The following is a 25,625-nucleotide window of genomic DNA, read 5'->3' on the forward strand; positions in this document are numbered from 1 at the left end:
TAATTTGTACCCGTGGAGCGTAGGACTGTAACGACAGGGACCAACCCAAAAACACGAAAGCCGCGCAGTGCGCGGCTTTTAAGGTGGTGGGCCCAGTAGGACTCGAACCTACGACCAAGGGATTATGAGTCCCCTGCTCTAACCAACTGAGCTATAGGCCCTCAGTAGGTCGCGGATTATAGCGATGGTTTGCTGGCTGTGCTATCCGAAAAATCCGAAACGTTCATACGAAGAAACCTCGCGCTGAATTCTTCGGCTCTTAGGGGGGGGCTGACGATGAAGCCCTGGATCTGTTCGCAGCCTTCCAGGGCGAGGAATTCCTGCTGTTCCGGGGTTTCCACGCCTTCGGCGATGACGGTAAGTTGCATGCTGCGCCCCAGCGCGATGATTGCACGCACGATGGCGGCGTCGTGGGGGTCGTCGGGTAGGCCGTAGACGAAGGATTGGTCGATTTTGAGGGTGTCCAGCGGCAGTCGCTTGAGGTAGCTGAGGGATGAGTAGCCGGTGCCAAAGTCGTCGATGGCGAGCAGGACGCCAAGTGCTTTCAGTTTATGCAGTACGACCAAGGCTTCTTCGGCCTGGCTCATGATGAAATTTTCTGTGATTTCCAGTTGCAGGCAGCCGGGCTGGAGATCGAACGCTCTGAGCAGATGCTCGATGCGGTGGAGCAGGTTGGGTTGGCGCAGCTGCATGCCGGCCAGGTTCACCGAGAGCGGACCGAACGGTCTGTAGATCTTGTTCCACTCGAACATCTGGCGACAGGCGTTTTCGAGGACCCAATCGCCGATCTGCAGGATCATGCCGTTTTCTTCAGCGAGGGGAATGAAGTGTTCGGGTGGCACGTCGCCGAAAGTGGGGTGGCGCCAACGAAGCAGGGCTTCTGCACCCACCAGCCGTTGTGACAGCAGGCAAAATTTTGGCTGATAGAAAAGGCTCAGTTCGTTGCGCTCGATGGCGCGCCGGAGTTCATGCTCGAGTGCAATTCGTTCGCTGGCCTGTGCGGTGAGGTCGCGGGTGTAGCGTTCGACCCGATTGCGCCCTTTGGCTTTGGATCGATACATCGCGGCATCGGCATTTTTGACCAGTGTGGCGACATCGCTGCCATCGTTGGGAAACAGGCTGGTACCAATGCTCGCGCTGATAAAGAACTCATGCTCGCCCGCTTGAAAGGGCGCGTTGAAGCACACCAGCAGTTTATTCGCGACGGCTTCGGCGTCGCTTGGGTGTAGCAGGCCGGGCAGCAGGATGATGAATTCATCGCCACCCAGGCGTGCGACGGTGTCGACATCGCGTAACTGCTCTTTAAGACGCAGCGCGATGCCTTTGAGCAGCAGATCACCCACGGGGTGACCGAGGCTGTCGTTGATGTGCTTGAAACGGTCCAGGTCGAGAAATAGCACGGCGCCATGGCCGCATACTTCCTGACTGTGGTTGAGTGCTGCTTGCAGGCGATTTTCGAACAAGGTGCGATTGGGCAGGCCGGTCAGTGGATCGTGGTGGGCCTGATAGTCGAGGCGTGCCTGCGCTTGTTTGAGGCTGGAAATATCGGCGAACACTGCGACAAAATGGGTAATCACCTGCTCCGGGTTACGTACCGCGCTGATCGTCAGCCAGCTTGGGTAAAACTCTCCGTTCTTGCGCCGATTGCTGATTTCACCTTGCCAATGCCCTTTGGCCGTCAACTGGTACCACATGGCGGCATAGAAGGCGCTGTCATGCTGGCCTGACGCGAGCAGGCGAGGGGTCTGACCGAGGGCTTCGTGCTCGCTGTAGCCGGTAATTTCGGTGAACGCGCGGTTTACGGCGTTGATCCTCTGTTGGGTGTCGGTGATCAATACGCCCTCGGCTGTGCTCTCGAACACCGTGGCGGCCAGTTGCAGTTTTTCCTGCATTTGATGGCGTTCAGTGATGTCGCGGGCGATGGTCAGCATGCAGTCTTCACCGCCGATTGGCAGCGGCCTCGCGGACATTTCACACAGCCTGATCTGACCATCCCTACGACGAATATGGCTGCTGAAATCGCGAACAAAGCCATCGCGCCTCATCTGCTCGATCATTTGGTTGCGCTCGTTCAGATCGGCCCAGATGCCTAGATCGAGGGTCGAGTGATCGAGGGACAGCGTGCTGTTGTAACCGGTGATCCGGCTGAAACCTTCATTGACTTCAACCAGCAGGCCATCACTTTGGCGGGTGATGAGCAGGCCGTCCGGGGATGAGTGGAAGGCCTTGGCGAACTTCTCTTCGGATATTTGCAGTTGCTGTTGAGCCTCTTTGAGTGGGCTGATGTCGCGCACCACCACCACGAGCGCCGGTGTCGAGTCGAGGTCGAATGGTTCTGCTGAAATCAGACCAGTGAACATGCGTCCGTCCTGGCGGCGAAAGGGCATTTCCAGGTTGCGGATGCTGCCGCCTTGTACGCGCATCAGCAGGCTTGGGCCAATGCCCGGAACGCCCCAGATATTGAGCTCGGTTGCGGTTTTACCGATGGCCTCCACGGCAGTGATGCCGACCTGCTCTTCAAACGCTTTGTTGGCCTCGAGCAGGCAGCCATCGGACAGACGAGCGATCACCAGGATGTCTGGGCACTGCCTGAACACCGAGGCGAACTTCTCCTCAGACAGGCGCAGAGCATTTTCTGTTTGCTTGGTTTCGCTGATGTCGATCATCAGCCCGCGCATCACCGGTTTGTGGCCATGCTCGATCAGGCTGACAATATTGCGCACCCACAGGCTCTTGCCGTCGGCTCTGATGACCCGGTAGTCGAGGCTGTGGTCCTTGCCGAGTTGGGTTTCCTGCCTGGAAAACTGCTCGGCCTCTTCGATGTCTGCCGGGTGCACGATGCTGCGCCAGAATCCGGGTTTGAGCCAATGAGTCAATGGATAACCGAGCAGGTTTTCTGCGTGGGGGGAGACATAGCTGTAGGTGCAATCGCTCATGCTCGCTTCCCAGGCGATGGCAGAGAGGCTTTCGACCAGCCCGCGATAGTGGTATTCGCTGCTGCGTAGTTCCTGCTCCAGAGCAACCCGTCGTGAGATCTCCGAGCTAAGCCGGCGATTGATGCGAATGACTACGATGAGCACGGTGGACAGCAACAGCAAACCTGGAAGCCCGTAGAGCAGGAAGTCCCGCCAGAACGTGGAGTGATCGAGCGCGCCGCTCACCCAGCGTTCCCGAATGCTGCTGATTTCTGATGGGCTCAGGTCGGCCAGGACTTTATCCATGATGCCGATCAGCATGGTTTGATCGCGCGGGACGGCCATCGCCAGTTGATAGCGATACGGCGTTTCACCGCTAACATAGATGCCCTCAAGCTTGAGGTGGCGCAAGCTCCAGACGCTGGACGCCAGATCACCCACGACGGCATCCACCTGGTCGGTGGCCAAGGCCTGCAGGGCGGAACTGACGTTGGGCAGGGCGACTAGATTTAGGTCTGGGTGGTGGGTGCGCAGGAGCTCATGAGGCGCATAGCCATCAACGACGGCAACTCTAAGGCCGTAAAGCTCTTTCAGGCTATTGGGATGTGCGCCGCCGTCATGGGCAAGAATAACAATCGGAAAATCCAGGTAAGGGCGGGTGAACGACAGATATTTCTGGCGCTCTGGTGTCGACATTATTGCGGGCAGTAAATCTATATCGCCACGTTTGGCTTGGTTTAAAACGTCACTCCAGCCGACCGGCTCAATCGGATGCAATGTGACAGCGAGACGCTTTTCGATCAGTGCGACGTACTCCATCGCAAGCCCCTGATAGAGCCCGTTTTCATCGAGAAATTCAAAAGGAGGCCACGAGGCATCGATGCCCAGGCGAAGTTCTTTATGTGAACTAAGCCAGGTAGTTTCTTCATCCGAAAGGGTCAAGGCGTTGGCCGTTAGTGTCGTGCCGATCATGCAAAAGAAAATAATGACCGACAGTCGTGGCATGGCAGCCTCGGTTCGACAGAAAGGAAATGATACGAGTGTAGACGGGCGTCGAAAAGGGTGGGAAAACTTAATGCTGCACAATGCAAAACCCCCAGCAGGGCTGGGGGTTTTGTTGTTTCGTGCTTACTTACTCGTCGAGGAACGAACGCAGATGTTCGCTTCTCGTCGGGTGGCGCAACTTGCGGAGCGCCTTGGCTTCGATCTGACGAATCCGCTCGCGGGTTACGTCAAACTGCTTACCGACTTCTTCAAGCGTGTGGTCGGTATTCATGTCGATGCCGAAGCGCATACGCAGAACCTTGGCTTCCCGAGCGGTCAGGCCCGAGAGCACTTCGCGCGTGGCTTCCTTGAGGCTTTCGACCGTGGCGACATCGATTGGCGACTGCATAGTCGAGTCTTCGATGAAGTCACCCAGGTGCGAATCTTCGTCGTCGCCGATCGGGGTTTCCATGGAGATCGGCTCTTTAGCGATCTTCAATACCTTACGGATTTTATCCTCAGGCATTTCCATGCGTTCGCCCAACTCTTCCGGGGTCGGTTCGCGACCCATTTCCTGCAACATCTGCCGGGAAATACGGTTGAGCTTGTTGATCGTCTCGATCATGTGCACCGGAATACGGATGGTGCGGGCCTGGTCGGCGATCGAGCGGGTAATCGCTTGACGGATCCACCAGGTGGCATAAGTCGAGAACTTGTAACCACGACGGTATTCGAACTTGTCCACCGCTTTCATCAAGCCGATGTTGCCTTCCTGGATCAGATCGAGGAACTGCAGGCCACGGTTGGTGTACTTTTTGGCGATGGAGATCACCAGACGCAAGTTGGCTTCAACCATCTCTTTCTTCGCGCGGCGGGCCTTGGCCTCACCGATCGACATGCGACGGTTGATGTCCTTGATCTCGGAAATCTTCAAACCTGTTTCGGTTTCGAGCGCGATCAGCTTTTGCTGGCAGCGCTGGATATCCGGTTGCAGGCGGCCAATGGCTTCAGCATATTTGCCTTTGCCTTTAGCCAGCGCATCAGTCCAGCTCTCGTCGACTTCGTTGCCTGGGAACAGGCGAAGGAAATCGGTGCGCGGCATACGTGCATCACGTACGCATAGCTGCATGATGGCGCGTTCCTGAGCACGCAAGCGCTCAAGTGCGCTGCGAACACGCTCGACCAGGCCTTCAAACTGTTTAGGAACCAGTTTGATCGGCATGAACAGCACGGCCAGTGCAATCAGCTCGGCAGTTGCCTGCTTGCTGCCGCGACCATGCTTTTTCAATGCCTTGCGGGCAATTTCCATTTGATCGGAAACTGCACCGAAGCGCTGCTGAGCAATGATCGGATCCGGGCCGCTTTCGACTTCTTCTTCGTCGTCGGTTGCGGTTTCGTCCTTCTCTTCCTCGTCGTCGTCACCTTCAGCAGCTTTCGCTGTTTTCGGATCGACAGGCGGCGGCACTTCGGCTGGCGGCGCAATGCCGTCATCCGGGTCGATGTAACCGCTCAGAACATCGGAAAGACGTCCGCCTTCGGTCGTGACTCGTGTGTATTCGGAGAGAATATGGTCAACCGTGCCAGGGAAGTGCGCAATTGCGCCCATCACTTCACGGATGCCCTCTTCGATACGCTTGGCGATTTCAATTTCGCCTTCACGGGTCAGAAGCTCGACCGTGCCCATTTCGCGCATATACATGCGCACAGGGTCAGTCGTGCGACCAATGTCGGTTTCGACCGCAGCCAACGCTGCAGCCGCTTCTTCAGCGGCTGCCTCATCGGTGTCGGAGTCGGCCAACATAAGGGCGTCCGCATCCGGGGCGCTCTCGTGTACGGGAATCCCCATGTCATTAATCATGCGGATGATGTCTTCCACCTGTTCCGGATCTGAAATATCCTCCGGCAGGTGGTCGTTGACCTCTGCGTAAGTCAGATACTTCTGCTCACGACCCAGGGTGATCAACTCTTTGATACGAGACTGCTGTTGCGCTTTTCCGGACATAACACCCTATCCACTGAAGGTCTTGGCGGGCAAAAAACAAGCCGAGGATTATACCCGAGCTATGACCTCACGCGCCAGTTGAGGTCGGGGTTTGTGCAGGAACTTTGCGTTTTAACAGGCTGAGTAGCTGGACTTTCTCTTCCGCACTCAACCCTGTTTGACGTTCTTTCCTGATCAGATGATCTAGACTGCGCTCGCGTTGGCGGGCGGATAAGCTAGATATAGTGTCGAAAAACTGTTGTTCAAGGTTATCGGCCTCAATCAGCCATTCTTTCTCTGCCAATGCGCGCAACAATCGGCCTTGTTCGGTGCCGTGCCAACGCGCAATCAATTGAAGTGAACGTAGCGTGGGGTTTTTCTGCAGTGCTTCGAGCAGAGAAACCAGTAGCTGCGCGTAAATATGATCTTCCGCAGCCAATTGGCTCGCGTCTTCGACTTTTGCGGCCAGTTGCGGGTGATGCAAAAGTGTTCGTAGGGCAGTCAGCGTCGGTGGTTCAACCGTCGCCGGCGTGCGTGGCCCTCGCGGTTCGAAGTCAGGCCGTTTGCCTTTCTTGTCCCAGGGCTTTTTATCCCACTTCTTTTGACCGCCGGCTTTCTTTGGCGTCCATTCCGGCTGCGCTTCATAGGCATTGTGAGGCTGATAATCAGCGTAGTCGGGAATGGCGTCGTAATCTATGTTCGGGTCATAACTGGGTGGTGCTTCGGTCGGCGCGCTCTGCACCAACTGATGAACGGCCTCACTGTTGAGCCCGGTAATTTCGCTCAAGCGCTGACGCATGAGGGTGCGCAAATTAGCGCCCGGCACTTTGTCGATCAGCGGCGCGGCCAGGGTCGCCATGTGGGCCTTGCCCTCCAGCGAGCGCGGGTCGGCTTCTTTGGTCAGCTGCTCGAAAAAGTAATCGGCCAGCGGCTGTGCGTGCTGGTTGATCCGTGCCTTGAATGCATCGGTCCCTTCTGAGCGGACCAGCGTATCCGGGTCTTCGCCTTCAGGCAGGAACAGGAAGCGCGCTCGTCGCCCATCCTGAAGGCTCGGCAGAGCCGCTTCCAGTGCGCGCCAGGCGGCATTGCGGCCGGCCTGATCGCCGTCGAAACAAAACAGTACGTTGGGGACTACTCGAAAGAGTCGCTTGAGGTGCTCTTCGCTGGTGGCGGTCCCTAGCGTGGCGACGGCGTTGCGCAAGCCTTGCTGGGCGAGGGCGATGACGTCCATATAGCCCTCGACCACGATGATTTCATCGAGGTTGCGGTTGTGCTTGCGCGCTTCGAAAAGGCCGTAGAGCTCCTGCCCTTTGTGAAATACCGGTGTTTCCGGCGAGTTCAGGTATTTGGGTTTGTCATCGCCCAATACTCGACCGCCAAATGCAATGACCCGGCCGCGACTGTCGTGGATCGGAAACATCACGCGGTCACGAAAACGGTCATAGCGCTTGCCGGTTTCGGCGTTTTCAATCAGTAAGCCAGCGTCGATCATGGCTTTCTGCTGCAGGGTATCGCTGCTCAAGTGTTTATACAGGTTGTCCCAGCCGGGCGGAGCAAAGCCCAGGCCGAAATCGCGGGCGATTTCGCCGGACAGGCCTCGGCCTTTCAAATAGTCCACCGCCGATTTGCGCGTCGGATGATTTTTCAGGGCTTGACGATAAAACTCGGCAGCTGCCGTTAGCAGCGGGTACAGCGGTGAGTCAGTCGGCTGTCGGGGTTTTTGGCCCTTGACGCCTTGTTCGTGCGGGACTTCCATGCCAGCGGCTTTGGCCAGTTCCTCGACAGCCAGAGGGAAATCCAGGTTGTCATGGTCCATGATGAAGCCGAGGGCATTGCCGCCTGCGCCACAGCCGAAACAGTAATAGAACTGTTTGTCTGGGCTGACGCTGAACGACGGGGTTTTTTCTTTGTGGAACGGACAGCAGGCGCTGTAATTTTTCCCGGTTTTCTTCAATTGCAGACGTGAGCTGACAACATCGACGATGTCGGTGCGGTTCAGAAGGTCGTCAATAAAGCTCTGGGGAATTAGCCCGGCCATGGCGTTCTCATCATCAGGCGGCCCGCCAGCAACATCGTGGCGAAACTGAAACGTAGCTACATTGACCGGCGCGATTAACCTTCGCGGGCCACTGCGTTCACTAAGCTGACATTGGGAGACGCTGCCTTGATTGAGCTTCTTTCGAAGATCAGCGAGGCGTGCTCGTCATGCGCGTTGATTCATGCGTCAGTGTAGACGTGATCAATGCAGCCTGAACTGAATCAGACTAGACGTGCTTGGATGGGGTTTGTCTGAGACGCAGTTGACGTGCACCTGCGGCTTAGACAGCCTCTGTCAGTGGAGCGTGAGGCTTTAGGTGCAACAACTGCCGGCAGCCCGGCTTTTGGGCCGGGCGTGGCAGAAGCTTGCGACAGACGTCTGTAAATTAATACAGACGAACGGCGCGGCGCTGTTCGCGCTGAACTTTCTTGGCGTGACGCTTAACAGCAGCTGCTGCTTTACGCTTACGCTCCGAAGTCGGTTTCTCGTAAAATTCGCGGCTACGAACTTCAGCCAAAACACCGGCTTTTTCGCAGGAGCGCTTGAAACGACGCAGAGCTACGTCGAAGGGTTCGTTCTCTTTAACTTTGACGGCTGGCATCCAGAGCTACCTTCATTCATTACCGGGGTCAACGACTCGTGCAAAAACTGCACATAAGTTCGTCGGTTTTTAAGGGTTGCGGATGTTAACCCCTCATTGAGAGGAATGCAAAGCCTCTGATCGAAAACCGCTAGTCGGGGGCTGGAGTGACGACTATTATGCGCGCCTTCGAATAAGGCGCAAACCCATGCTAGTACTGGGATTAGAAACCTCCTGCGACGAAACCGGCGTCGCACTTTACGACAGTGAACGGGGCCTGCTGGCCGATGCATTGTTCAGTCAAATCGACCTGCATCGCGCGTACGGCGGCGTTGTGCCCGAGTTGGCTTCGCGTGATCACGTCAAGCGTATGCTGCCGTTGATCCGCGAGGTGCTGGCGCAAGCGCACTGTGTTGCGACCGACATCGACGCCATTGCCTACACCGCAGGCCCTGGTTTGGTCGGGGCGTTGCTGGTAGGCGCGTCCTGTGCTCAGGCGCTGGCCTTTGCCTGGGGCATTCCGGCCTTGGGCGTGCACCACATGGAAGGGCATCTTTTGGCGCCGATGCTCGAAGAAAATCCTCCGGAATTCCCGTTCGTCGCTTTGTTGGTTTCCGGCGGCCATACGCAGTTGGTTAGGGTCGATGGGATCGGTCTTTATCAACTGCTGGGCGAGACGCTCGATGACGCGGCGGGTGAGGCGTTCGACAAGACTGCGAAAATGATGGGCCTGAATTATCCGGGTGGTCCGGAGATTGCGCATCTGGCCAGCCAAGGCGTTGCAGGCCGTTTCGTTTTTCCGCGGCCGATGACCGACCGACCTGGTCTGGCATTCAGTTTCAGTGGCTTGAAAACCTCTGCCTTGAACACGTGGCATCAGTGCCAGCGTGCTGGAGACGACGGTGAGCAAACCCGTTGCGACATCTCTCTGGCCTTCCAGCATGCGGTGGTAGAGACTTTGACCATCAAGTGCAAGCGCGCCCTCAAACAGACCGGCCTCAAGCGTCTGGTCATTGCGGGTGGCGTCAGTGCCAATAAGGCGTTGCGCCTGTCGCTGGAAAAAATGCTTGGCGAACTGCATGGCAGCGTTTTTTATGCGCGCCCCGAGTTCTGTACGGATAACGGCGCGATGATCGCGTTTGCCGGCTGTCAGCGTTTGCAGGCGGGGCAGAAAGAGGATTTGAGTATCAGCGTGCGTGCGCGCTGGCCGATGGAGCAGTTGACGGGTCTGTAACGGCGTCTGCTTGAGTCACGTTCATGACGATGATTCAAAAATGCCGTTCGCGCCCGGCAAACAGGTCGCGTAAATTGCCGCGATGGCGCCACACGATCAATAGGGTGAGGATGCTCATTGGCAGTAGCGCTTGAGGCTCCTGCCACGCCAGTAATGGCAGGGTCAGAGGGGTGGCGATCAGCGCCGCGAGCGAGCTGGTGCGGGTCAGGTAGAACACCAGCAGCCAGGCGCAGATAGCCAGCGCGGCAGCGGGCGGGAACAGGCCCAACAGCATGCCTGCCGCTGTGGCAACACCCTTGCCGCCACGGAAGCGAAAGTACACCGGAAACAAATGACCCAGGACCGCGCAAAGCCCTACCCAGGCTTGCTGTTGAGGATCGAGGCCAAGCAGATTGGCGGTCAGAACCGGCAGCAGGCTTTTGCAAACGTCGCCGATCAGGGTTAGAACGGCGAGCTTCTTGCCCGCCAGGCGCAACATGTTTGTCGCGCCAGCGTTGCCGGAACCGCTGGCTCGCGGGTCAGGGCTGCCAGTGAGGCGGCTGAGTAGAATCGCAAAGGACAGCGAGCCGAGCAGGTAGGCGAGGATCGCCAGTAACCAAAACATGCTAACCATTCCGGGTGAGGACGCCCTGATTCTAACGGCGCATCGCGCCCTTGTCGTGCAGCGGAGAAAAGTGCTTGGACAGAGTTTTTATCGAGGGTCTGGAAGTCGATACCGTTATCGGCGCCTATGACTGGGAGCGTGGCATTCGCCAGTGCTTGCGTCTTGACCTGAGCTTTGCCTGGGACAATCGACCCGCCGCGGCGGGCGATGACCTGAGCAAGGCACTCGACTACGCTAGCGTTTCGACACGGATTCAGGCATTTGCCGAACAAGCTGAATTCCAGTTGGTCGAAACGTTTGCCGAGCGTTTGGCTGAGGTGTTGATGAGTGAATTCCAGATCCCCTGGCTGCACCTCAAACTGACCAAGCCAGGCGCCGTTGCGGCGGCGGCTGGTGTAGGCGTGGAGATCGAGCGCGGATGTCGCTAACCCAGATATATCTAGGCCTCGGCAGCAATATCGAGCGCGAAACGCACCTGCATGCAGGGCTTGAAGCGCTCGATGGATTCTTGCAGGAAATGACCTGTTCGCCGGTATTCGAAAGCCAGCCGGTGGGCATCAAAAGCGGACCGTTTTTTAATCTGGTGGTGACGGGGTATACCGATCTGCCGCTGATGGAGCTGGACCGTCGATTGAAATTCATCGAAGCGGACAACGGTCGCTATGCTCCGGAGCGTCGGGGTTTGCCGTTGGACATCGACGTACTGCTCTATGGCGAGCAGGTTGGTAATTTCGATGGTTTGATTCTGCCGCGTGCGGAAATCCTGAAGAATGCGTTCGTATTGTGGCCGCTGTCGTTGATTGCGCTGGAGCGGCTGCATCCTGGCGTGAACAGAACCTTCAAGGATTTGTGGCAAGACGCGCAGATCGATCAGGTCCTGGCGCCTGTGGCGTTTGAGTGGCGAGGCAGGCAGTTGACCTCTGAGGCCCTGTTAAGCACTCATCCCCGGCAATAGGTTATGGCGTCTGACAGGCCGCCTTCGCGGATAAATCCGCGAAGGCCTTGGCCCTGCCACCGCAGGTCTCAATCGCTATACGTTGCCTTGTAAACGTGCACCGCCTTCAGGCGCTCACGCTTCAACGCTTCGCCCAGCTCCGGCCCTTCGAAGCCCTGATCCCGTAACGGCTGTACCGCCACGGTTCGTGCTGCGTTGGCGGCGCCTCGCAAGTAATCGGCCTGCGGGTAATCGCGCTGCTCCAGGCCCAAGCGACCTCGGGCATCCATCTCGCACGCCGCGATAAACTCTTCGAAACGTTGTGGTCGACGGTAAATATCGAAGTTTTGCAGCAGATCAAACAACGTGGATGCTTTTAGCTCCAGCGCCCGATGCCCGTGGGTGTGGTACTGGCCGACCAGCATTGCCAGCTCCTGACAATCCCGAGGAACCTTGAAACGTGCATTCACTGCTTTGATCAGGCGCAGGCCTGTGTGCTCGTGTGCGATGTGTTGCGGCCATTCGCTCTCTGGGGTCAGGCCTTTGCCCAAATCATGCAGCAGGCACGCCCAGCGCACGCTCAGCGGCTGTTGATGGATGGCAGCCTGCTCAAGGACGCTGAGTACGTGCAGGCCGGTGTCGATTTCCGGATGGTGCGCTGCGGGCTGCGGCACGCCGAACAGCGCATCCACTTCCGGAAACAACACCTTGAGTGCGCCGCACTCGCGCAGGACCTGAATGAATACCTGCGGCTGGTTTTCCATCAGTGCGCGGGAGATTTCTTTCCAGCTGCGCTCTGGGGTCAGCGCCTCCAACTCGCCGGACTCGCTGAGCTGTTGCATCAGTGTCATCGTCTCTGGCGCGATGCTGAAACCGTCCGGTGCATAACGTGCGGCGAAGCGAGCGACACGCAGTACGCGCAAAGGATCTTCGGCAAACGCCGGGGAAACATGCCGTAAAATTCGTGATTTAAGGTCTTCTTGGCCATGAAAGGGGTCGGTCAACTGACCCTGCTTATCCTCGGCAATCGCATTGATCGTAAGGTCGCGGCGAATCAAATCCTCTTCGAGCGTGACCTCGGGGCTGGCGTGGAAGGTGAAGCCGCCATAGCCTCTGCCGCTCTTGCGTTCAGTCCGGGCGAGGGCATATTCCTCACCGGTTTTCGGGTGCAGGAACACGGGGAAATCAATGCCCACCGGGCGAAAACCCTGGCTGAGCATTTCGTCGGTGGTCGCGCCCACTACCACCCAATCGATATCGGCGACGCGCTTGCCCAAGAGGCGATCACGTACTGCACCACCCACTTTATAAATCTGCATAAAAAACCTCCGTAAGCCCGACAGAATAACCTTTGCGTCGTGCTCACGGAGGTTAAAACCAAAAACGGCTGCTACCACTTAGAGGTGAATGACCGCCAAATCGAGCCGGGGATATTCACTGTCGGCATGATCTCCTTTCGGGGGGACGTGGTGGGTTTTCATGATCTGATCGCCTTGCAGCGTCTCCAGATGAATATCGAAGCCCCATAGGCGGTGCAGGTGCTTGAGTACTTCGTCAGTGGACTCTCCCAGCGGTTTGCGATCGTGCTGTTGGTGGCGCAGGGTCAGGGAGCGGTCGCCACGGCGGTCGATGCTGTAGATCTGAACGTTAGGCTCGCGGTTGCCCAGGTTGTACTGCGCAGCCAGTGTTTCCCGAATGGTCTTGTACCCCGGTTCGTCATGGATGGCGGGTACGAGCAGATCGTCCTTTTGATCGTCGTCCATGATGCTGAACAGTTTCAGGTCGCGAATCACCTTGGGCGACAGGTACTGCAGGATGAAACTCTCGTCCTTGAAGCTGCTCATGGCGAACTTGATAGTGGCCAGCCAGTCGCTGCCTGCGATGTCCGGGAACCAGTGGCGGTCTTCGTCGGTGGGGTGCTCGCAAATCCGCCGGATATCCCGGTACATGGCGAACCCCAGGGTGTAGGGGTTGATGCCGCTGTAATACGGGCTGTCAAACCCCGGCTGGTAGATGACGCTGGTGTGCGATGTCAGGAACTCCATCATGAAGCCCTCTGTCACCAGGCCTTCATCGTAGAGATCGTTCATCAAGGTGTAGTGCCAGAAGGTCGCCCAGCCTTCATTCATCACCTGCGTCTGGCGTTGCGGGTAAAAGTACTGCGCAATCTTGCGCACAATCCGCACCACTTCTCGCTGCCAGGGCTCCAGCAGCGGCGCATGTTTTTCGATGAAGTACAGGATGTTTTCCTGTGGCTCGGAGGGAAAGCGAGCGTTGTCCTTGTCGCTGTTTTTATCCGCGCCTTTTGGAATGGTCCGCCACAGATCGTTGATCTGCTTCTGCAGGTGTTCTTCACGGTCTTTCTGCCGGCGGCGTTCTTCTTCGGCAGAAATCGGGTAGGGACGTTTGTAGCGGTCGACGCCATAGTTCATTAGCGCGTGGCAAGAGTCGAGCAGATCCTCCACCGCGTCGATGCCATGGCGTTCTTCGCACTGCATGATGTACTGCTTGGCGAACACAAGGTAATCGATGATCGAGCTGGCATCCGTCCAGGTACGGAACAGGTAATTGCCTTTGAAGAAGCTGTTGTGCCCGTAGCAGGCATGCGCCACCACCAGCGCCTGCATACAGATGGTGTTTTCTTCCATCAGGTAAGCAATGCAGGGGTCGGAGTTGATGACGATTTCATAGGCCAGGCCCATCTGGCCGCGGCTGTAGGATTTTTCAGTGCTGAGGAAGTGTTTGCCGTAGGACCAATGGTGATAACCCAGCGGCATGCCGACGGATGCATAGGCGTCCATCATCTGCTCGGCGGTGATCACCTCGATCTGGTTGGGGTAGGTATCCAGGGCGTAACGCTTGGCGATACGGCCGATTTCCCGGTCATAGGCCTGGATCAGTTCGAAGGTCCACTCTGAACCCGTGGACAGGGGTTGGCGCTTCTGCTCTCTAGCGGTCATGTGGCTAACCTGCGCTGGAAGAGTTCACGGAATACCGGATAGATATCACCGGCAGAGACCAGCTGTTGCTGGGCAAACGTATCGGCGAACGCTTCGCGGATGCGCTCGTATTCAAACCACAATGCTTGATGTTCGCGTGGGGTGATTTCCACATAAGTGTAGTACTGCACGAAAGGCATGATCTGCTTGATCAGGATGTCGCGGCAGATCGGTGAGTCATCGTTCCAGTTATCGCCGTCCGAAGCCTGCGCCGCGTAAATGTTCCACTCGTTGGTTGGGTAACGCTCGGCCATGATCTCCTGCATCAGTTTCAGCGCGCTGGAAACGATGGTGCCGCCAGTTTCCCGGGAGTAGAAGAATTCCTCCTCGTCGACTTCGCGGGCGCTGGTGTGATGTCGAATGAACACGACGTCGATTTTGTCGTAGTTACGCTTGAGGAACAGATACAGCAGGATGAAAAAGCGCTTGGCGATGTCCTTGGTCGCCTGGGTCATAGAGCCGGAGACGTCCATCAGGCAAAACATCACCGCTTTGGAGCTGGGGTTGGGTTGCTTGACCAACAGGTTGTATTTGAGGTCGAAGGTGTCCAGGTAGGGCACCCGATGAATGCGGGCGTTGAGTCGTTCAATTTCGGTCTCCAGCGCCTGAATATCGCCGAAATTGTCAGGTTCTTCGCGCTTCATGCGCTCAAGTTCGCTGATAGCTTCGCGCAGTTTTGCCCGACTGCTGCCGGACAGCGCAATGCGTCGTGCGTGGGCTGAACGCAGGGTACGGATGATATTGATCCGTGAAGGATTGCCCTCGTTGCTGATTCCCGCGCGTACGGTCTTGTAGGTGTCGGTGCCCGTCAGGTTGCGTTTGACCAGGTTGGGCAACTCGAGGTCTTCGAACATGAACTCCAGAAATTCTTCCTGGGTAATCTGGAAGACGAACTCATCCATACCCTCGCCGGAATTACTGGCCTTGCCCGGGCCTTTTCCGCCCCCCCCTCCTTGTGGGCGGGCGATATGTTCGCCGGTGGTGAATTCCTTATTGCCAGGATGAACGACGGTCTGTTTGCCGCCGCGACCATGATGAAGTACCGGTTCATCGATATCGCGACCGGGAATACTGATCTGCTCGCCATGCTCCATATCGGTAATGGATCGGCGGCTGACAGCCTCTTCTACTGCTTTTTTGATGTGGTCACGGTAACGCCGCAGGAAACGCTGGCGGTTTACCGTGCTCTTGTTCTTGCCATTGAGACGTCGGTCGATCACATAACTCATGACTGCTCCTTCGAAGCTGTCTTGAAAAATGGCGGGCTGGCATGACGGTTAGAGCAATGTGACAGGTGAACGCCACCTTTGCTCTGTCTGAGCCTCGCTGTCGATTTCTAAAACAACCTCTTGGAGCCTGTGTAGCAGAAAATGCTGGCACAGGCTCTCTGCTAACGACAACCGGTGTACCCGGCAGCGGGTTACTGTGATTTTCTGACCCGCAGATACCACTCGGACAGCAGTCGTACCTGTTTGTCGGTGTAACCACGCTCGACCATCCGTGTGACGAAGTCGTTGTGTTTTTGCTGATCCTCTTTACTGGCTTTGGCGTTGAAACTGATGACCGGCAGCAGGTCCTCAGTGTTCGAGAACATTTTCTTCTCGATAACCACCCGCAGCTTCTCGTAGCTGAGCCAGGTTGGGTTTTTGCCGTTATTGTTGGCCCGTGCACGTAATACGAAGTTGACGATTTCGTTGCGGAAATCCTTTGGATTACTGATGCCAGCCGGTTTTTCGATTTTTTCCAGTTCCTCATTCAGCGCGACACGGTTGAGGATTTCGCCTGTTTCGGGATCGCGGTATTCCTGATCCTGAATCCAGAAGTCTGCGTAAAGCACATAACGGTCGAAGATGTTCTGGCCATATTCGCTGTAGGACTCAAGGTAGGCGGTCTGGATTTCCTTGCCGATGAACTCGATGTAACGCGGCGCCAGATACTCCTTGATGAAGCGCAGATAACGTTCGCGGGTTTCCGCCGGAAATTGCTCCTGCTCGATCTGTTGTTCGAGCACGTACAGCAGGTGAACCGGGTTGGCGGCGATTTCATGCGGGTCGAAGTTGAAGACTTTCGACAGGATCTTGAACGCGAAACGTGTGGACAGGCCGTTCATGCCCTCATCTACACCCGCGTTGTCACGGTACTCTTGAATGGATTTGGCTTTAGGGTCGGTGTCTTTGAGGTTTTCGCCGTCATACACCCGCATCTTCGAGTAGATATTCGAGTTTTCGGGCTCTTTGAGGCGTGACAGCACGGTGAACTGAGCCAGCATTTTCATGGTGTCAGGCGCGCAGTGAGCCTTGGCCAAGGAACTATTGAAGAGCAGCTTGTCGTAGATTTTGATCTCATCGCTGACCCGCAAGCAGTACGGCACTTTGACAATGTAGATTCGGTCGATGAAGGCTTCGTTGTTTTTGTTGTTGCGGAAGCTGTGCCATTCCGATTCGTTGGAGTGAGCCAGCAGGATGCCGGTGAACGGGATCGAGCCCAAACCCTCGGTACTGTTGTAGTTACCTTCCTGAGTGGCGGTGAGCAATGGGTGCAAGACCTTGATGGGCGCCTTGAACATTTCGACGAACTCCATCAGGCCTTGGTTGGCCCGGCAGAGTGCCCCGGAGTAGCTATAGGCATCAGCGTCGTTCTGTGGGAATTCTTCCAGCTTGCGGATATCGACCTTGCCCACCAGCGCTGAAATGTCCTGGTTGTTCTCGTCCCCTGGTTCGGTTTTCGCCACGGCGATCTGGTTGAGGACCGATGGGTACAGCTTGACCACGCGGAACTGACTGATGTCACCCCCGAATTCAGCCAGACGTTTGGTCGCCCAAGGCGACATGATGGTGTTGAGGTAGCGCCTCGGGATGCCGAAGTCTTCCTCGAGAATCGCACCGTCCTCAGTCGCATTGAACAGGCCGAGTGGCGATTCGAAAACGGGTGAGCCTTTGATGGCGTAGAAGGGCACTTTTTCGATCAGCTGTTTGAGCTTTTCAGCCAGCGACGATTTACCGCCACCTACAGGGCCCAGCAGATAGAGGATTTGTTTCTTCTCCTCCAGGCCCTGAGCGGCATGCCGGAAGTAGGAAACGATCTGATCGATGCATTCTTCCATGCCATGGAAGTCTTCGAACGCCGGGTAACGGCGGATCACCTTGTTGGAGAAAATTCGGGATAACCGTGAGTTGGCCGACGTATCGAGCAGCTCGGGCTCACCAATGGCCAGCAGAAGACGTTCTGCGGCAGAGGCATAGGCGCTACGGTCACTTTTGCAGAGATCCAGGTACTCCTGTAGCGAGAACTCTTCCTGGCGTGTCGATTCAAAGCGTTGTTGGAAGTGGCTAAAAATACTCATGACGTCACCTCGCTCGATACGTGGAGCCGGCGACGGATCGTCAGTCGATGCTGGCATGCAGCTGAAATCCAACTGCTGTTTACCCCCCAGAACACCATAAAGTTACTTCCGATGACCCGCGCGCCGGTGTACCGGCTCTCCCCTGATTTGGATGGCCTAGGGCTAAGGATAGTTCGGAATCGGAAAGAGAAAGAAGGGATGAGCAATAAGTCTGTCTGACCGTTCGTCAGTTTTGGGCTCAAGCCCGCGCAGGACGCGGGATCGGCCTGTGTGAAAAAATTATTCTGGGGTGCCTTGTGCGGTTTCTTCCGGATAGGTGTTGCGCCATAGCTCGAACCCGCCATCCAGGCTGTAAACGTCCGAGAAACCTTGGCTCACAAGGTAGGCTGCGGCGCTTTGGCTGGAGTTACCGTGATAGCAGACCACCACCAGCGGTTTGTCCAGATCAGCCTTGGCAATGAAATCGACGATGGAGTGGTTGTCCAGATGGTGCGAGCCAGGGATATGCTGTGCCGCGAATGTCTGTGGGTCGCGTACGTCGACCAGCACGGCGCCTTGTTCGCGCAGGGAGTGTGCTTGCACGGGTGGGATGCGTTTGAACTCGGTCATGGACTGGGCTCCTGGTTGGGTTGAAAAATGGATGCTAATGCTTGGTGGCAGCTTGCGACCCGGCACGCGCAATTGAAACGGGGTTGGTGCGGGCCAAGCCCTTTTTATCGCAATCACAACGGTGCAGTTCGCCGCTGTCAACGTTGAGCAGAACCATTGCGCCACCCCAGACACAGCCGGTGTCGAGGGCGAACATATCGGGTTCGTTGCATTTGCCCTCAAGGGCCGCCCAGTGGCCGAAGATGATTTTCAGGCCTTTGGTCTTGCGCTCGCTATAACTGAACCATGGGGCGTAGCCGGGGAGGGCGGTGTCTACGCCTTCCTTGCCTTTGAGGTCGAGCTTGCCGTCGCGGGTGCAGAAACGCATGCGTGTGAAATAGTTGGTGATCACCCGTAGTCGCGTCACGCCGCGCAGGTCTTTGTCCCACTGGGCAGGTTCATTGCCGTACATGCCATCAAGGAAAGGCTCGATCAGGTTGTCGTCACGCAGTGCTTCTTCGACTTCGCTGGCGCACTTGAGCGCTTTTTTCAGCGTCCACTGAGGTGGAATGCCGGCATGCACCATGGCGATATTGCGTTCCTCGTCGTAATGCATGAGCTTTTGCTGGCGTAGCCATTCAAGTAGGTCGCCGCAATCAGGTGCATCAAGCACTTCGCGAAGGGTGTCGTTTTTCCTGAGGCGCTCGATATTGCGTGATGCAGCGAGCAAATGCAGGTCATGGTTACCCAAAACGCAAACCAGAGAATCACGAATACCATACAAAAAACGCAGGGTTTCAAGTGATTGCGGGCCACGATTGACCAGGTCCCCTACCAACCACAGACGGTCTTTGCTCGGATCGAAGGCGACATGTTCGAGCAGGCATTGCAAGGGCTCCAGGCAGCCTTGCACGTCGCCAACGGCATACACCGCCATCAGTGCAGGGCTCCGGGCACTGCCAGACGGAAGGGGACAATCACGGCGTCAAAGCGTTTGCCGTCTTCGGCAAGCATTTGATAGCTACCCTGCATGGTGCCGACTTTCGTCGTCATGACCGTGCCGCTGCTGTAAGTATGGCTTTGCCCGGCCAAGATCAGCGGTTGCTGGCCCACCACGCCATCACCTCGCACTTCCTCGACATGGCCGTCACCGTCGGTGATCACCCAATGCCGGGAGAGCAGTCTGGCTGGCAGTTCGCCGCTGTTGTGCACAGTGACGGTGTACGCGAAAGCGAAACGGTTCTGCTCGGGTAGCGACTGTTCTGCGAGAAAGCGCGTGGCGACGCTGACGTCGACCTTATAACGGGGATCGGACATGCAAGAGGCCTTGAAAGCAAAAGCGGAGAAAGCCGGACAATACCGGTGAATTCAGTCTAGGGCATTTGGGAGGTAAAAAACCAACGCTCTGCAGTCTGTGTGGCTGCAATGGCGTGTTTACCTCCGAGATGCCCCGGCATCTCTACTCGGCGCTGGGTTGTTCGCTCAGTTTGTCCGCCAGGCGGACAAAGGCTGCAAGGTCCAGTTGTTCAGGGCGCAGACTGCCATCGACGCCGGCGGCAGTAATCTCTTCGCTGCTAAGCAAGGCCTTGAGCGTATTGCGCAGGGTCTTGCGGCGTTGATTGAATGCTTCGCGTACGACGCGTTCGAGCAGGCGATGATCCTTGGCCGGGTGCGGCAAGACTTCGTGTGGCACCAGGCGGACAATGGCCGAATCGACTTTAGGTGGTGGGTTGAACGCACCGGGCCCCACGTTGAACAGGTGTTCAACTCGGCAGTGGTACTGAACCATGATCGACAGGCGACCATAATCACCACCGCCAGGGCCGGCGGCGAGACGCTGGACCACTTCCTTTTGCAGCATGAAGTGCATGTCGCGGATCAGATTGGCGTTCTGCAACAGATGGAAAATCAACGGCGTGGAGATGTTGTAAGGCAGGTTGCCGACCACCCTCAGGCTGTTCGGCGCCGGGTTCAGGCTGGTGAAGTCGAACTTCAGTGCGTCGCCCTGATGCAGATGGAAGTTGGGCTTGCTGCCGAACTGATGCATGAGAATCGGGATCAGGTCCTTGTCCAGCTCAACCACATCCAGTTGTGCGTTGCTGTTGAGCAGGCCTTCGGTCAGGGCGCCTTGGCCCGGGCCGATTTCCAGCAAACGATCTTCCGGACGGGCCCGAATAGCGCGCAGGATTTTATCGATCACGCCTGCGTCGTGCAGGAAGTTTTGCCCGAAACGCTTGCGCGCCCGGTGTTGGAATTGCTCGGTCATGAATGCGTCTCGGCCATCTGGTAGGCGGTTTCCAGGGCGACCTGCAGGCTGCCGGTGTCGATCTTGCCGCTGCCAGCCAGATCCAGCGCGGTGCCGTGATCCACGGACGTGCGGATGATTGGCAAGCCCAGCGTCACATTGACGGCGGCGCCGAAACCTTTGTACTTCAGTACAGGCAGGCCCTGGTCGTGGTACATCGCCAGCACTGCATCGCAGTGCTCCAGATATTTGGGGGTAAACAGAGTGTCGGCAGGCAGCGGGCCGCGTAAATCCAGGCCCTCACTGCGCAGGCGCTCCAGAGTAGGTTCAATGATGTCGATTTCTTCGCGGCCCAGATGTCCACCCTCTCCGGCATGGGGGTTAAGCCCGCAGACCAGAATACATGGCTGAGCAATGCCAAACTTGTTGACCAGATCGGCATGCAGGATCCGCGTGACGCGCTCCAACCGCTCTGGCGTGATCGCATCGGCTACCTGACGCAGCGGCAGGTGAGTGGTCACCAGTGCCACGCGCAGGTCGCCGGTAGCAAGCATCATCACGACCTGTTCGGTCTGAGTCAGCTCGGCGAGAAATTCGGTATGACCTGAAAAGGCGATGCCTGATTCGTTGATCACGCCCTTGTGTACAGGTGCAGTAATCATCCCGGCAAAATCGCCATCGATACAGCCCTGTCCGGCACGTGTCAGGGTCTGCAGGACAAAGGCGGCATTCGCCTTGTCCAGCTGGCCGGCTGTCACGGCGGCTTGCAAGGGCGTGTCCCAGACATACAGGCTGCCAGCGGGGGCGGGCAGGTCTGGCCAGGCATCGGGCGTCACCAGCAGCAGGTTGACGGCGACGCCCAGCAGTGCGGCCCGCTCGACGAGCAGGTCACGGCTGGTAATGGCAATCAGGGGGTGCGGCTGAAGCTGCGAGGCGAGCAGCAGGCACAGGTCAGGACCTATACCGGCCGGCTCGCCGGGTGTCAGGGCAAAGCGCTGTGGCTTCACGGCACAGCCTGACCAGCTTGGCCGGTCTGGTCGGCGGCAGGGAGCTTGATCTCAACGTAGGCTTCGTCGCGGATCTGACGCAGCCAGGTTTGCAGCTCTTCATCGTATTTACGGTTGCGCAGCACAGTCAGCGCTTGCTGATCGCGGGCTTGACCGGTGCTGTCAGTGGCACGACGGCCAAGGACTTCCAGTACATGCCAGCCGTAAGGACTTTTGAACGGTTTGGACAGTTCACCAGTAGGCGTATTGGCCATGACTTCGCGGAACTCCGGTACCAGAGAGTTCGGATCGACCCAGTTCAGGTCGCCACCGTTGAGTGCTGAACCCGGATCCTCAGAGAAGCTTTTCGCCAGTTCGCCGAAGTCTTCGCCATCCTTGATTCGCTCATACAAGCGCTGAGCCAGACGATGTGTTTCATCTTCGCTGCGGATTTCGCTTGGTTTGATCAGAATGTGGCGCACATGCACTTCGTCACGCATCTGCGCTTGAGCCTGGCCGCCACGTTTTTCCAATAGCTTCAGAATAACGAAGCCTCCGGGCGTGCGGGCAGGTGCAGTTATGCCGCCGATGGGCAGGGCGCCGAGCATGTCGGCGAAGAGTGGTGGTAACTGAGCGGCTTTACGCCAGCCCATGTCACCGCCGTCCAGCGCATTCTCGCTTTTGGACTTGGCAATCGCCATCTGACCAAAGTCCGCGCCTTTCTTGAGCTGGTCGTAGATCTCCTTGGCCTGAGTCGCCGCCGCCTGGATCGCCGTTGAGGACGAGCTGTCGGGGGTGGCGATCAAGATGTTGGCCAGGTGGTATTCCTCGGACAGTTCCATCTTGCCCATGTCGGAGGCGAGGAAGTTCTTCACTTCCTGTTCCGACACCTGAATACGCTCCTGAACCCGGCGCTGACGCACCCGGCTGATGATCATTTCCCTGCGGACCTGTTCACGGGCGTCGGTATAGGACAAGCCGTCATGGGCCAGCGCGGCGCGGAACTGATCCAGGCTCATGTTGTTGCGCTGGGCAATGGTGCCAATGGCCTGATTCAGCTCTTCGTCGGTGATCCGGATACCGGAGCGATCACCAATTTGCAGCTGAATATTTTCTACGATCAGGCGTTCGAGCACTTGCTGGTCCAGCACGCTCGTAGGCGGCACACCAGCGCCACGCTTGGCGATGGTCTGCTGCACCTCGTGAACCCGCTGGTCCAGTTGGCTCTGCATGATCACGTCGCTATCGACGATGGCCACGACCTTGTCGAGGGGCCGCACCTCAGCGTGCGCTGCGGTGCCCAGGAGTAGCGCGCCCAACATAAGCGGGCGCAGACAGTTAGAAAGCTTTGTCTTCACGTTCTTGATAACCCTGAATGCCTTTGTTGAGGAAGGAGTCAACTTTGGCGCCAGTAACACCACCAAGTCCCTTCAACACAACTTGTAAGAAAATGCCGTGGTCGCCCTGTTCGTTCTGAGGCGCTAGTTGGCTGACTTCGTCATAGTTCACCCAGTAGCGGCTAATCAGGCGTACCTTCCAGCAGCAGTTGTCATATTCAAAGCCACCGAAGGCTTCGAGAGTGCGGTTGCGATTGTAGTCGTACTGCCAGCGGCTGATTGCGCTCCACTGCGGCACAATAGGCCAGATGATCGAGAAGTCGTGTTGCTGGATTTTGTAGTAATCCTTCACGAAGCCTGGTGTGCCTGGTGTGCCGTAATCGCCACCGCCAACGCTCCACTTACCGGTGGTCTGGTCATAGCGCACCAGGTCATTACGGTAGCGGTAACCGGCGTTGATAATCGTGCCGGGACTGTCTTCAGGCTGATAGTGCATCATCGCGCTGCCAGAACGGGTTTTGCGGCTGTCCGGATCCCAGTTGAAGTCGGACGATGCGCGCCAGTCGCGGTTGAAGTGGTATTCGTATTCCAGTGCGTAAGGCGAGACGCTGGCCGTTGCATCAGCACGGGTCTGGTACTCGATGCCTGGCAGTTGCACCTTGCGATCCGCGAAGTACATTGCCTGACCAATGCTGAAGCGTTGGCGTTCGAAACCGTTGTCTTCGATCCAGCGGTTGGTAATGCCCAAGGACAGCTTGTTCTCGTCGCCAATGCGGTCGGAGCCCACGAAACGGTTGTCGCGGAACAGCGAGGCATAGTTGAACGTGGATTCGCCGGAGTCGAAAATCGGAATGTCGTTCTGATCTTTATCGGGCACGTAGAGGTAAAACAGGCGCGGTTCTAACGTCTGACGGTAGTTTTTGCCGAACCACTCGGTATTTCTGTCGAAGTACAGGCCGCTGTCGACACTGAATATAGGTACCGCGCGTTCCTGCGAACTGTTGAACGTCTCTCGAGTCGGAGAGGTTAAGTTTGCCGTCGACACGAGTTCGTCTTTGCCTTGGTTATCAAGACTCAGGTCGTACTGGGTGTAAACGTATTTGAGTGTCGGCTTGACAAAGCCATACGTCCAGTTCAGCGGCAAACTGATAGCCGGTGCGAGATTGAGACGATCGCCATTTGCGCGCGCAAGGCCCGTAACGTTTGTGTCGAGCTGTGGAGTGGCATTGCCATACTGGTCAACAAAATTGCCAGTTTTCAGATCCCGATCAAAACGCACTGCCTCGGTTTCGTAAGAGAATTTCAACCCGCCCGGATGATATGGCAGCGCACCGTTGAAGGTGATTTGCGGCAGGCGATTGTACGGCGTGATGTCTGCAACAGTCGCCAGCTGGAACGCCTGCATATTGAAACGTGCGGTGTAGTTATCGCCGCGCCAGGTCAGGGAACCTTGCTGGTTGACAAAGTCGTGTCTCTGAATACCGATCTGATCGGATTCCAGATCCTGGAAGTAATAGGGGTCGCTGATGTCGGTGTAGTCGACCTGAGTCATCAGGCGCGAATCCAGACCGCCCTTGTGCTGCCAGTTGATCATCCAGCGCGTGTCTTTGGCGTCAGTCTGCAGGGCGCGCTCGTTGTCGGTGTCGTTGAGGTACGCGCCGCCGAACTGGCCTTCGGATGTTTGGGTCAGGTAGCGGAACTCGCCTTCCATCAACAAGCCGCGTTTGCTCATGTAACGCGGGTACAACGTGGCATCGTAGTTCGGTGCCAGGTTGAAGTAATACGGTGTGACCAGCATCAAGCCGGTTTTGCTACCGCTGGCGATAGTCGGTGGCAAGAAGCCTGACTGGCGACGATCGTCGATCGGGAAATAGATGTACGGGGTGTAGAAAATCGGTATGTCTTTGACCCGTAGCGTGGCGTTGGTCGCGGTACCGAAACCGGTGGCCGGGTTAAGGGTGATGTTATTTCCCTTCAATTCCCATGCGTTGCTGCTGGGTTCGCACGTGGTGTAGGTGCCGTCCTTGAGTCGAATGATCGCGTTCTCGCCACGCTTGGCGTACAGAGCGCTGCCGCGAATATGGGACTTTTGCATCACGTATTCGGCGTTGTCGACTTTGGCTTCGCCAGTATCGATTTGCAGATCGGCGTGATCGCCCACGATCAAGGCGCCATTTTGGCGCAGACGGACGTTGCCATTGAGCTCGCCACGGTTTTCTGCTTGATGCAGGCTGGCTTCTTCAGCCTCAACCTGCATGCTGCCCTGACGCAATACAACGTCACCGGCCAAGGTTGCGACCTGTTCTTCCTGCTGGTAACGAGAGGCCTTGGCACCGACGAACATCGGCGCGTCGGCTATCTTCGTCTTGTCATCCATGCCAGGACGGATCGGCTCGACGTAGGTGCCCGAGCAATAAGGGCCGGTTTCAGCCAATTGAGCCGCAGTCAGTTTCTCCCGCGGAACCCAATCCAGGTGACTGTAGTCAGCACTGCGCGACTTCAGGACTCGGCCTTTGGCCTCGGTAACCAGTGTGGGGGCTTTTTCGCCGCCATTGGAGCCGCTGTCCGAAGCGCTTTGGCCATTCGAACTGACAGCGTCCGTGCTATGCACGGGCCGCGGCGGCAGTTGAGTCGCGTCGACTTTCGGCGCGCAATCCCAGTTGCCCGAAGCAGAGACTGAGCAGTCATACTGTTCCGCGGCAACCACGAATTGAGTGGCTAGGGGTTGCATCGCCAGCAAACTGCCGGTTACGAGCAACGGAAATTTTTTACGAAACGCGGGGGATTTCAATGCCATCTTATTAGTCCGGGCTTCCTGCGCGCCATCTGCCCGCGGGGGGGCCGCACGCCTCTCGAT

Annotated in this window: 19 protein-coding genes and 1 tRNA gene; 3 read left to right on the top strand and 17 right to left on the bottom strand. The window is 57.0% G+C overall.

The window, feature by feature from the left end; all coding sequences use genetic code 11:
* Positions 1 to 84: 84 nt before the first annotated feature.
* The 5 genes from AC1ME2_RS15980 to rpsU all read right to left on the bottom strand — a co-directional run bounded on the left by AC1ME2_RS15980 (position 85) and on the right by rpsU (position 8,519).
* Positions 85 to 161, bottom strand: a tRNA-Ile gene (locus tag AC1ME2_RS15980).
* 15 nt (positions 162 to 176) lie between these two features.
* Positions 177 to 3,920, bottom strand: a complete 3,744-nt coding sequence (locus AC1ME2_RS15985) for a bifunctional diguanylate cyclase/phosphodiesterase (protein ID WP_480435180.1) — start codon at positions 3,918 to 3,920, stop codon at positions 177 to 179.
* Between the two features lie 127 nt (positions 3,921 to 4,047).
* The gene (rpoD, locus tag AC1ME2_RS15990) at positions 4,048 to 5,901 is read right to left on the bottom strand and encodes an RNA polymerase sigma factor RpoD (protein ID WP_480435182.1); all 1,854 of its coding nucleotides are present in this window, start codon (positions 5,899 to 5,901) and stop codon (positions 4,048 to 4,050) included.
* Positions 5,902 to 5,968: 67 nt separating this feature from the next.
* Positions 5,969 to 7,918, bottom strand: coding sequence for a DNA primase (gene dnaG / locus AC1ME2_RS15995; protein ID WP_480435184.1), 1,950 nt, complete (start codon positions 7,916 to 7,918; stop codon positions 5,969 to 5,971).
* A gap of 385 nt (positions 7,919 to 8,303) precedes the next feature.
* Positions 8,304 to 8,519: a 30S ribosomal protein S21 gene (rpsU, locus tag AC1ME2_RS16000; RefSeq protein ID WP_002551877.1), complete on the bottom strand. Its 216-nt coding sequence runs from the start codon at positions 8,517 to 8,519 to the stop codon at positions 8,304 to 8,306.
* A gap of 187 nt (positions 8,520 to 8,706) precedes the next feature.
* Here rpsU and tsaD point away from each other — a divergent pair, with 187 nt between their 5' ends.
* Positions 8,707 to 9,732: a tRNA (adenosine(37)-N6)-threonylcarbamoyltransferase complex transferase subunit TsaD gene (tsaD, locus tag AC1ME2_RS16005; RefSeq protein WP_480435186.1), complete on the top strand. Its 1,026-nt coding sequence runs from the start codon at positions 8,707 to 8,709 to the stop codon at positions 9,730 to 9,732.
* A gap of 34 nt (positions 9,733 to 9,766) precedes the next feature.
* Here tsaD and plsY read toward each other — a convergent pair whose 3' ends face one another.
* Positions 9,767 to 10,336, bottom strand: a complete 570-nt coding sequence (gene plsY / locus AC1ME2_RS16010) for a glycerol-3-phosphate 1-O-acyltransferase PlsY (RefSeq protein WP_480435188.1) — start codon at positions 10,334 to 10,336, stop codon at positions 9,767 to 9,769.
* Positions 10,337 to 10,410: 74 nt separating this feature from the next.
* Here plsY and folB point away from each other — a divergent pair, with 74 nt between their 5' ends.
* Both folB and folK read left to right on the top strand, forming a co-directional pair.
* A complete protein-coding gene (gene folB / locus AC1ME2_RS16015; protein ID WP_480435190.1) occupies positions 10,411 to 10,764 on the top strand; it encodes a dihydroneopterin aldolase in 354 nt (117 codons plus the stop codon).
* Positions 10,755 to 11,291, top strand: coding sequence for a 2-amino-4-hydroxy-6-hydroxymethyldihydropteridine diphosphokinase (gene folK / locus AC1ME2_RS16020; RefSeq protein WP_480435192.1), 537 nt, complete (start codon positions 10,755 to 10,757; stop codon positions 11,289 to 11,291). Before folB ends, folK begins: the two co-directional genes overlap by 10 nt.
* Before the next feature lie 68 nt (positions 11,292 to 11,359).
* Here the strand turns inward: folK and AC1ME2_RS16025 are convergent, their stop codons facing one another.
* From AC1ME2_RS16025 to AC1ME2_RS16075, 11 genes are all read right to left on the bottom strand, one after another.
* Complete coding sequence (locus AC1ME2_RS16025) at positions 11,360 to 12,589, bottom strand: multifunctional CCA addition/repair protein (RefSeq protein ID WP_480435194.1); 1,230 nt, start codon at positions 12,587 to 12,589, stop codon at positions 11,360 to 11,362.
* Positions 12,590 to 12,667: 78 nt separating this feature from the next.
* Positions 12,668 to 14,230 (bottom strand): SpoVR family protein, encoded by a 1,563-nt coding sequence (locus AC1ME2_RS16030; RefSeq protein WP_480435196.1) that lies wholly within the window; start codon positions 14,228 to 14,230, stop codon positions 12,668 to 12,670.
* Positions 14,227 to 15,498 carry a YeaH/YhbH family protein gene (locus AC1ME2_RS16035; protein ID WP_480435198.1) on the bottom strand — a complete coding sequence of 424 codons (1,272 nt, stop codon included), beginning with the start codon at positions 15,496 to 15,498 and terminating at the stop codon, positions 14,227 to 14,229. The genes AC1ME2_RS16030 and AC1ME2_RS16035 overlap by 4 nt, the downstream gene beginning before the upstream one ends.
* Positions 15,499 to 15,689: 191 nt before the next feature.
* Entirely contained in the window at positions 15,690 to 17,612 is a 1,923-nt protein-coding gene (locus tag AC1ME2_RS16040) for a PrkA family serine protein kinase (RefSeq protein ID WP_480435200.1), read from the bottom strand.
* 279 nt (positions 17,613 to 17,891) lie between these two features.
* Positions 17,892 to 18,221, bottom strand: coding sequence for a thiosulfate sulfurtransferase GlpE (gene glpE / locus AC1ME2_RS16045; protein ID WP_480435202.1), 330 nt, complete (start codon positions 18,219 to 18,221; stop codon positions 17,892 to 17,894).
* A gap of 34 nt (positions 18,222 to 18,255) precedes the next feature.
* Complete coding sequence (locus AC1ME2_RS16050; protein WP_480435204.1) at positions 18,256 to 19,137, bottom strand: symmetrical bis(5'-nucleosyl)-tetraphosphatase; 882 nt, start codon at positions 19,135 to 19,137, stop codon at positions 18,256 to 18,258.
* On the bottom strand, positions 19,137 to 19,517 hold the full coding sequence (gene apaG / locus AC1ME2_RS16055) for a Co2+/Mg2+ efflux protein ApaG (RefSeq protein ID WP_480435206.1): 381 nt from the start codon (positions 19,515 to 19,517) through the stop codon (positions 19,137 to 19,139). Before apaG ends, AC1ME2_RS16050 begins: the two co-directional genes overlap by 1 nt.
* 142 nt (positions 19,518 to 19,659) lie before the next feature.
* Complete coding sequence (rsmA, locus tag AC1ME2_RS16060; protein WP_480435208.1) at positions 19,660 to 20,466, bottom strand: 16S rRNA (adenine(1518)-N(6)/adenine(1519)-N(6))-dimethyltransferase RsmA; 807 nt, start codon at positions 20,464 to 20,466, stop codon at positions 19,660 to 19,662.
* Positions 20,463 to 21,452 (bottom strand): 4-hydroxythreonine-4-phosphate dehydrogenase PdxA, encoded by a 990-nt coding sequence (gene pdxA / locus AC1ME2_RS16065; protein ID WP_480435210.1) that lies wholly within the window; start codon positions 21,450 to 21,452, stop codon positions 20,463 to 20,465. The genes rsmA and pdxA overlap by 4 nt, the downstream gene beginning before the upstream one ends.
* The gene (locus AC1ME2_RS16070) at positions 21,449 to 22,789 is read right to left on the bottom strand and encodes a peptidylprolyl isomerase (RefSeq protein WP_480435212.1); all 1,341 of its coding nucleotides are present in this window, start codon (positions 22,787 to 22,789) and stop codon (positions 21,449 to 21,451) included. Before AC1ME2_RS16070 ends, pdxA begins: the two co-directional genes overlap by 4 nt.
* Positions 22,770 to 25,565 (bottom strand): LPS-assembly protein LptD, encoded by a 2,796-nt coding sequence (locus AC1ME2_RS16075; RefSeq protein WP_480435214.1) that lies wholly within the window; start codon positions 25,563 to 25,565, stop codon positions 22,770 to 22,772. Before AC1ME2_RS16075 ends, AC1ME2_RS16070 begins: the two co-directional genes overlap by 20 nt.
* Positions 25,566 to 25,625 lie beyond the last annotated feature (60 nt).

The organism is Pseudomonas sp. ASL9 (assembly GCF_056680335.1).

Bases quoted from the DNA above. Each gene is read 5' to 3' on its own strand.
- AC1ME2_RS16075 (WP_480435214.1), bottom strand. From the start codon at position 25,565: ATGGCATTGAAATCCCCCGCGTTTCGTAAAAAATTTCCGTTGCTCGTA.
- tsaD (WP_480435186.1), top strand. From the start codon at position 8,707: ATGCTAGTACTGGGATTAGAAACCTCCTGCGACGAAACCGGCGTCGCA.
- folK (WP_480435192.1), top strand. From the start codon at position 10,755: ATGTCGCTAACCCAGATATATCTAGGCCTCGGCAGCAATATCGAGCGC.
- plsY (WP_480435188.1), bottom strand. From the start codon at position 10,336: ATGTTTTGGTTACTGGCGATCCTCGCCTACCTGCTCGGCTCGCTGTCC.
- AC1ME2_RS16040 (WP_480435200.1), bottom strand. From the start codon at position 17,612: ATGAGTATTTTTAGCCACTTCCAACAACGCTTTGAATCGACACGCCAG.
- glpE (WP_480435202.1), bottom strand. From the start codon at position 18,221: ATGACCGAGTTCAAACGCATCCCACCCGTGCAAGCACACTCCCTGCGC.
- apaG (WP_480435206.1), bottom strand. From the start codon at position 19,517: ATGTCCGATCCCCGTTATAAGGTCGACGTCAGCGTCGCCACGCGCTTT.
- rpoD (WP_480435182.1), bottom strand. From the start codon at position 5,901: ATGTCCGGAAAAGCGCAACAGCAGTCTCGTATCAAAGAGTTGATCACC.
- AC1ME2_RS15985 (WP_480435180.1), bottom strand. From the start codon at position 3,920: ATGCCACGACTGTCGGTCATTATTTTCTTTTGCATGATCGGCACGACA.
- rpsU (WP_002551877.1), bottom strand. From the start codon at position 8,519: ATGCCAGCCGTCAAAGTTAAAGAGAACGAACCCTTCGACGTAGCTCTG.
- AC1ME2_RS16025 (WP_480435194.1), bottom strand. From the start codon at position 12,589: ATGCAGATTTATAAAGTGGGTGGTGCAGTACGTGATCGCCTCTTGGGC.
- dnaG (WP_480435184.1), bottom strand. From the start codon at position 7,918: ATGGCCGGGCTAATTCCCCAGAGCTTTATTGACGACCTTCTGAACCGC.
- rsmA (WP_480435208.1), bottom strand. From the start codon at position 20,466: ATGACCGAGCAATTCCAACACCGGGCGCGCAAGCGTTTCGGGCAAAAC.
- AC1ME2_RS16030 (WP_480435196.1), bottom strand. From the start codon at position 14,230: ATGACCGCTAGAGAGCAGAAGCGCCAACCCCTGTCCACGGGTTCAGAG.
- AC1ME2_RS16050 (WP_480435204.1), bottom strand. From the start codon at position 19,137: ATGGCGGTGTATGCCGTTGGCGACGTGCAAGGCTGCCTGGAGCCCTTG.
- AC1ME2_RS16035 (WP_480435198.1), bottom strand. From the start codon at position 15,498: ATGAGTTATGTGATCGACCGACGTCTCAATGGCAAGAACAAGAGCACG.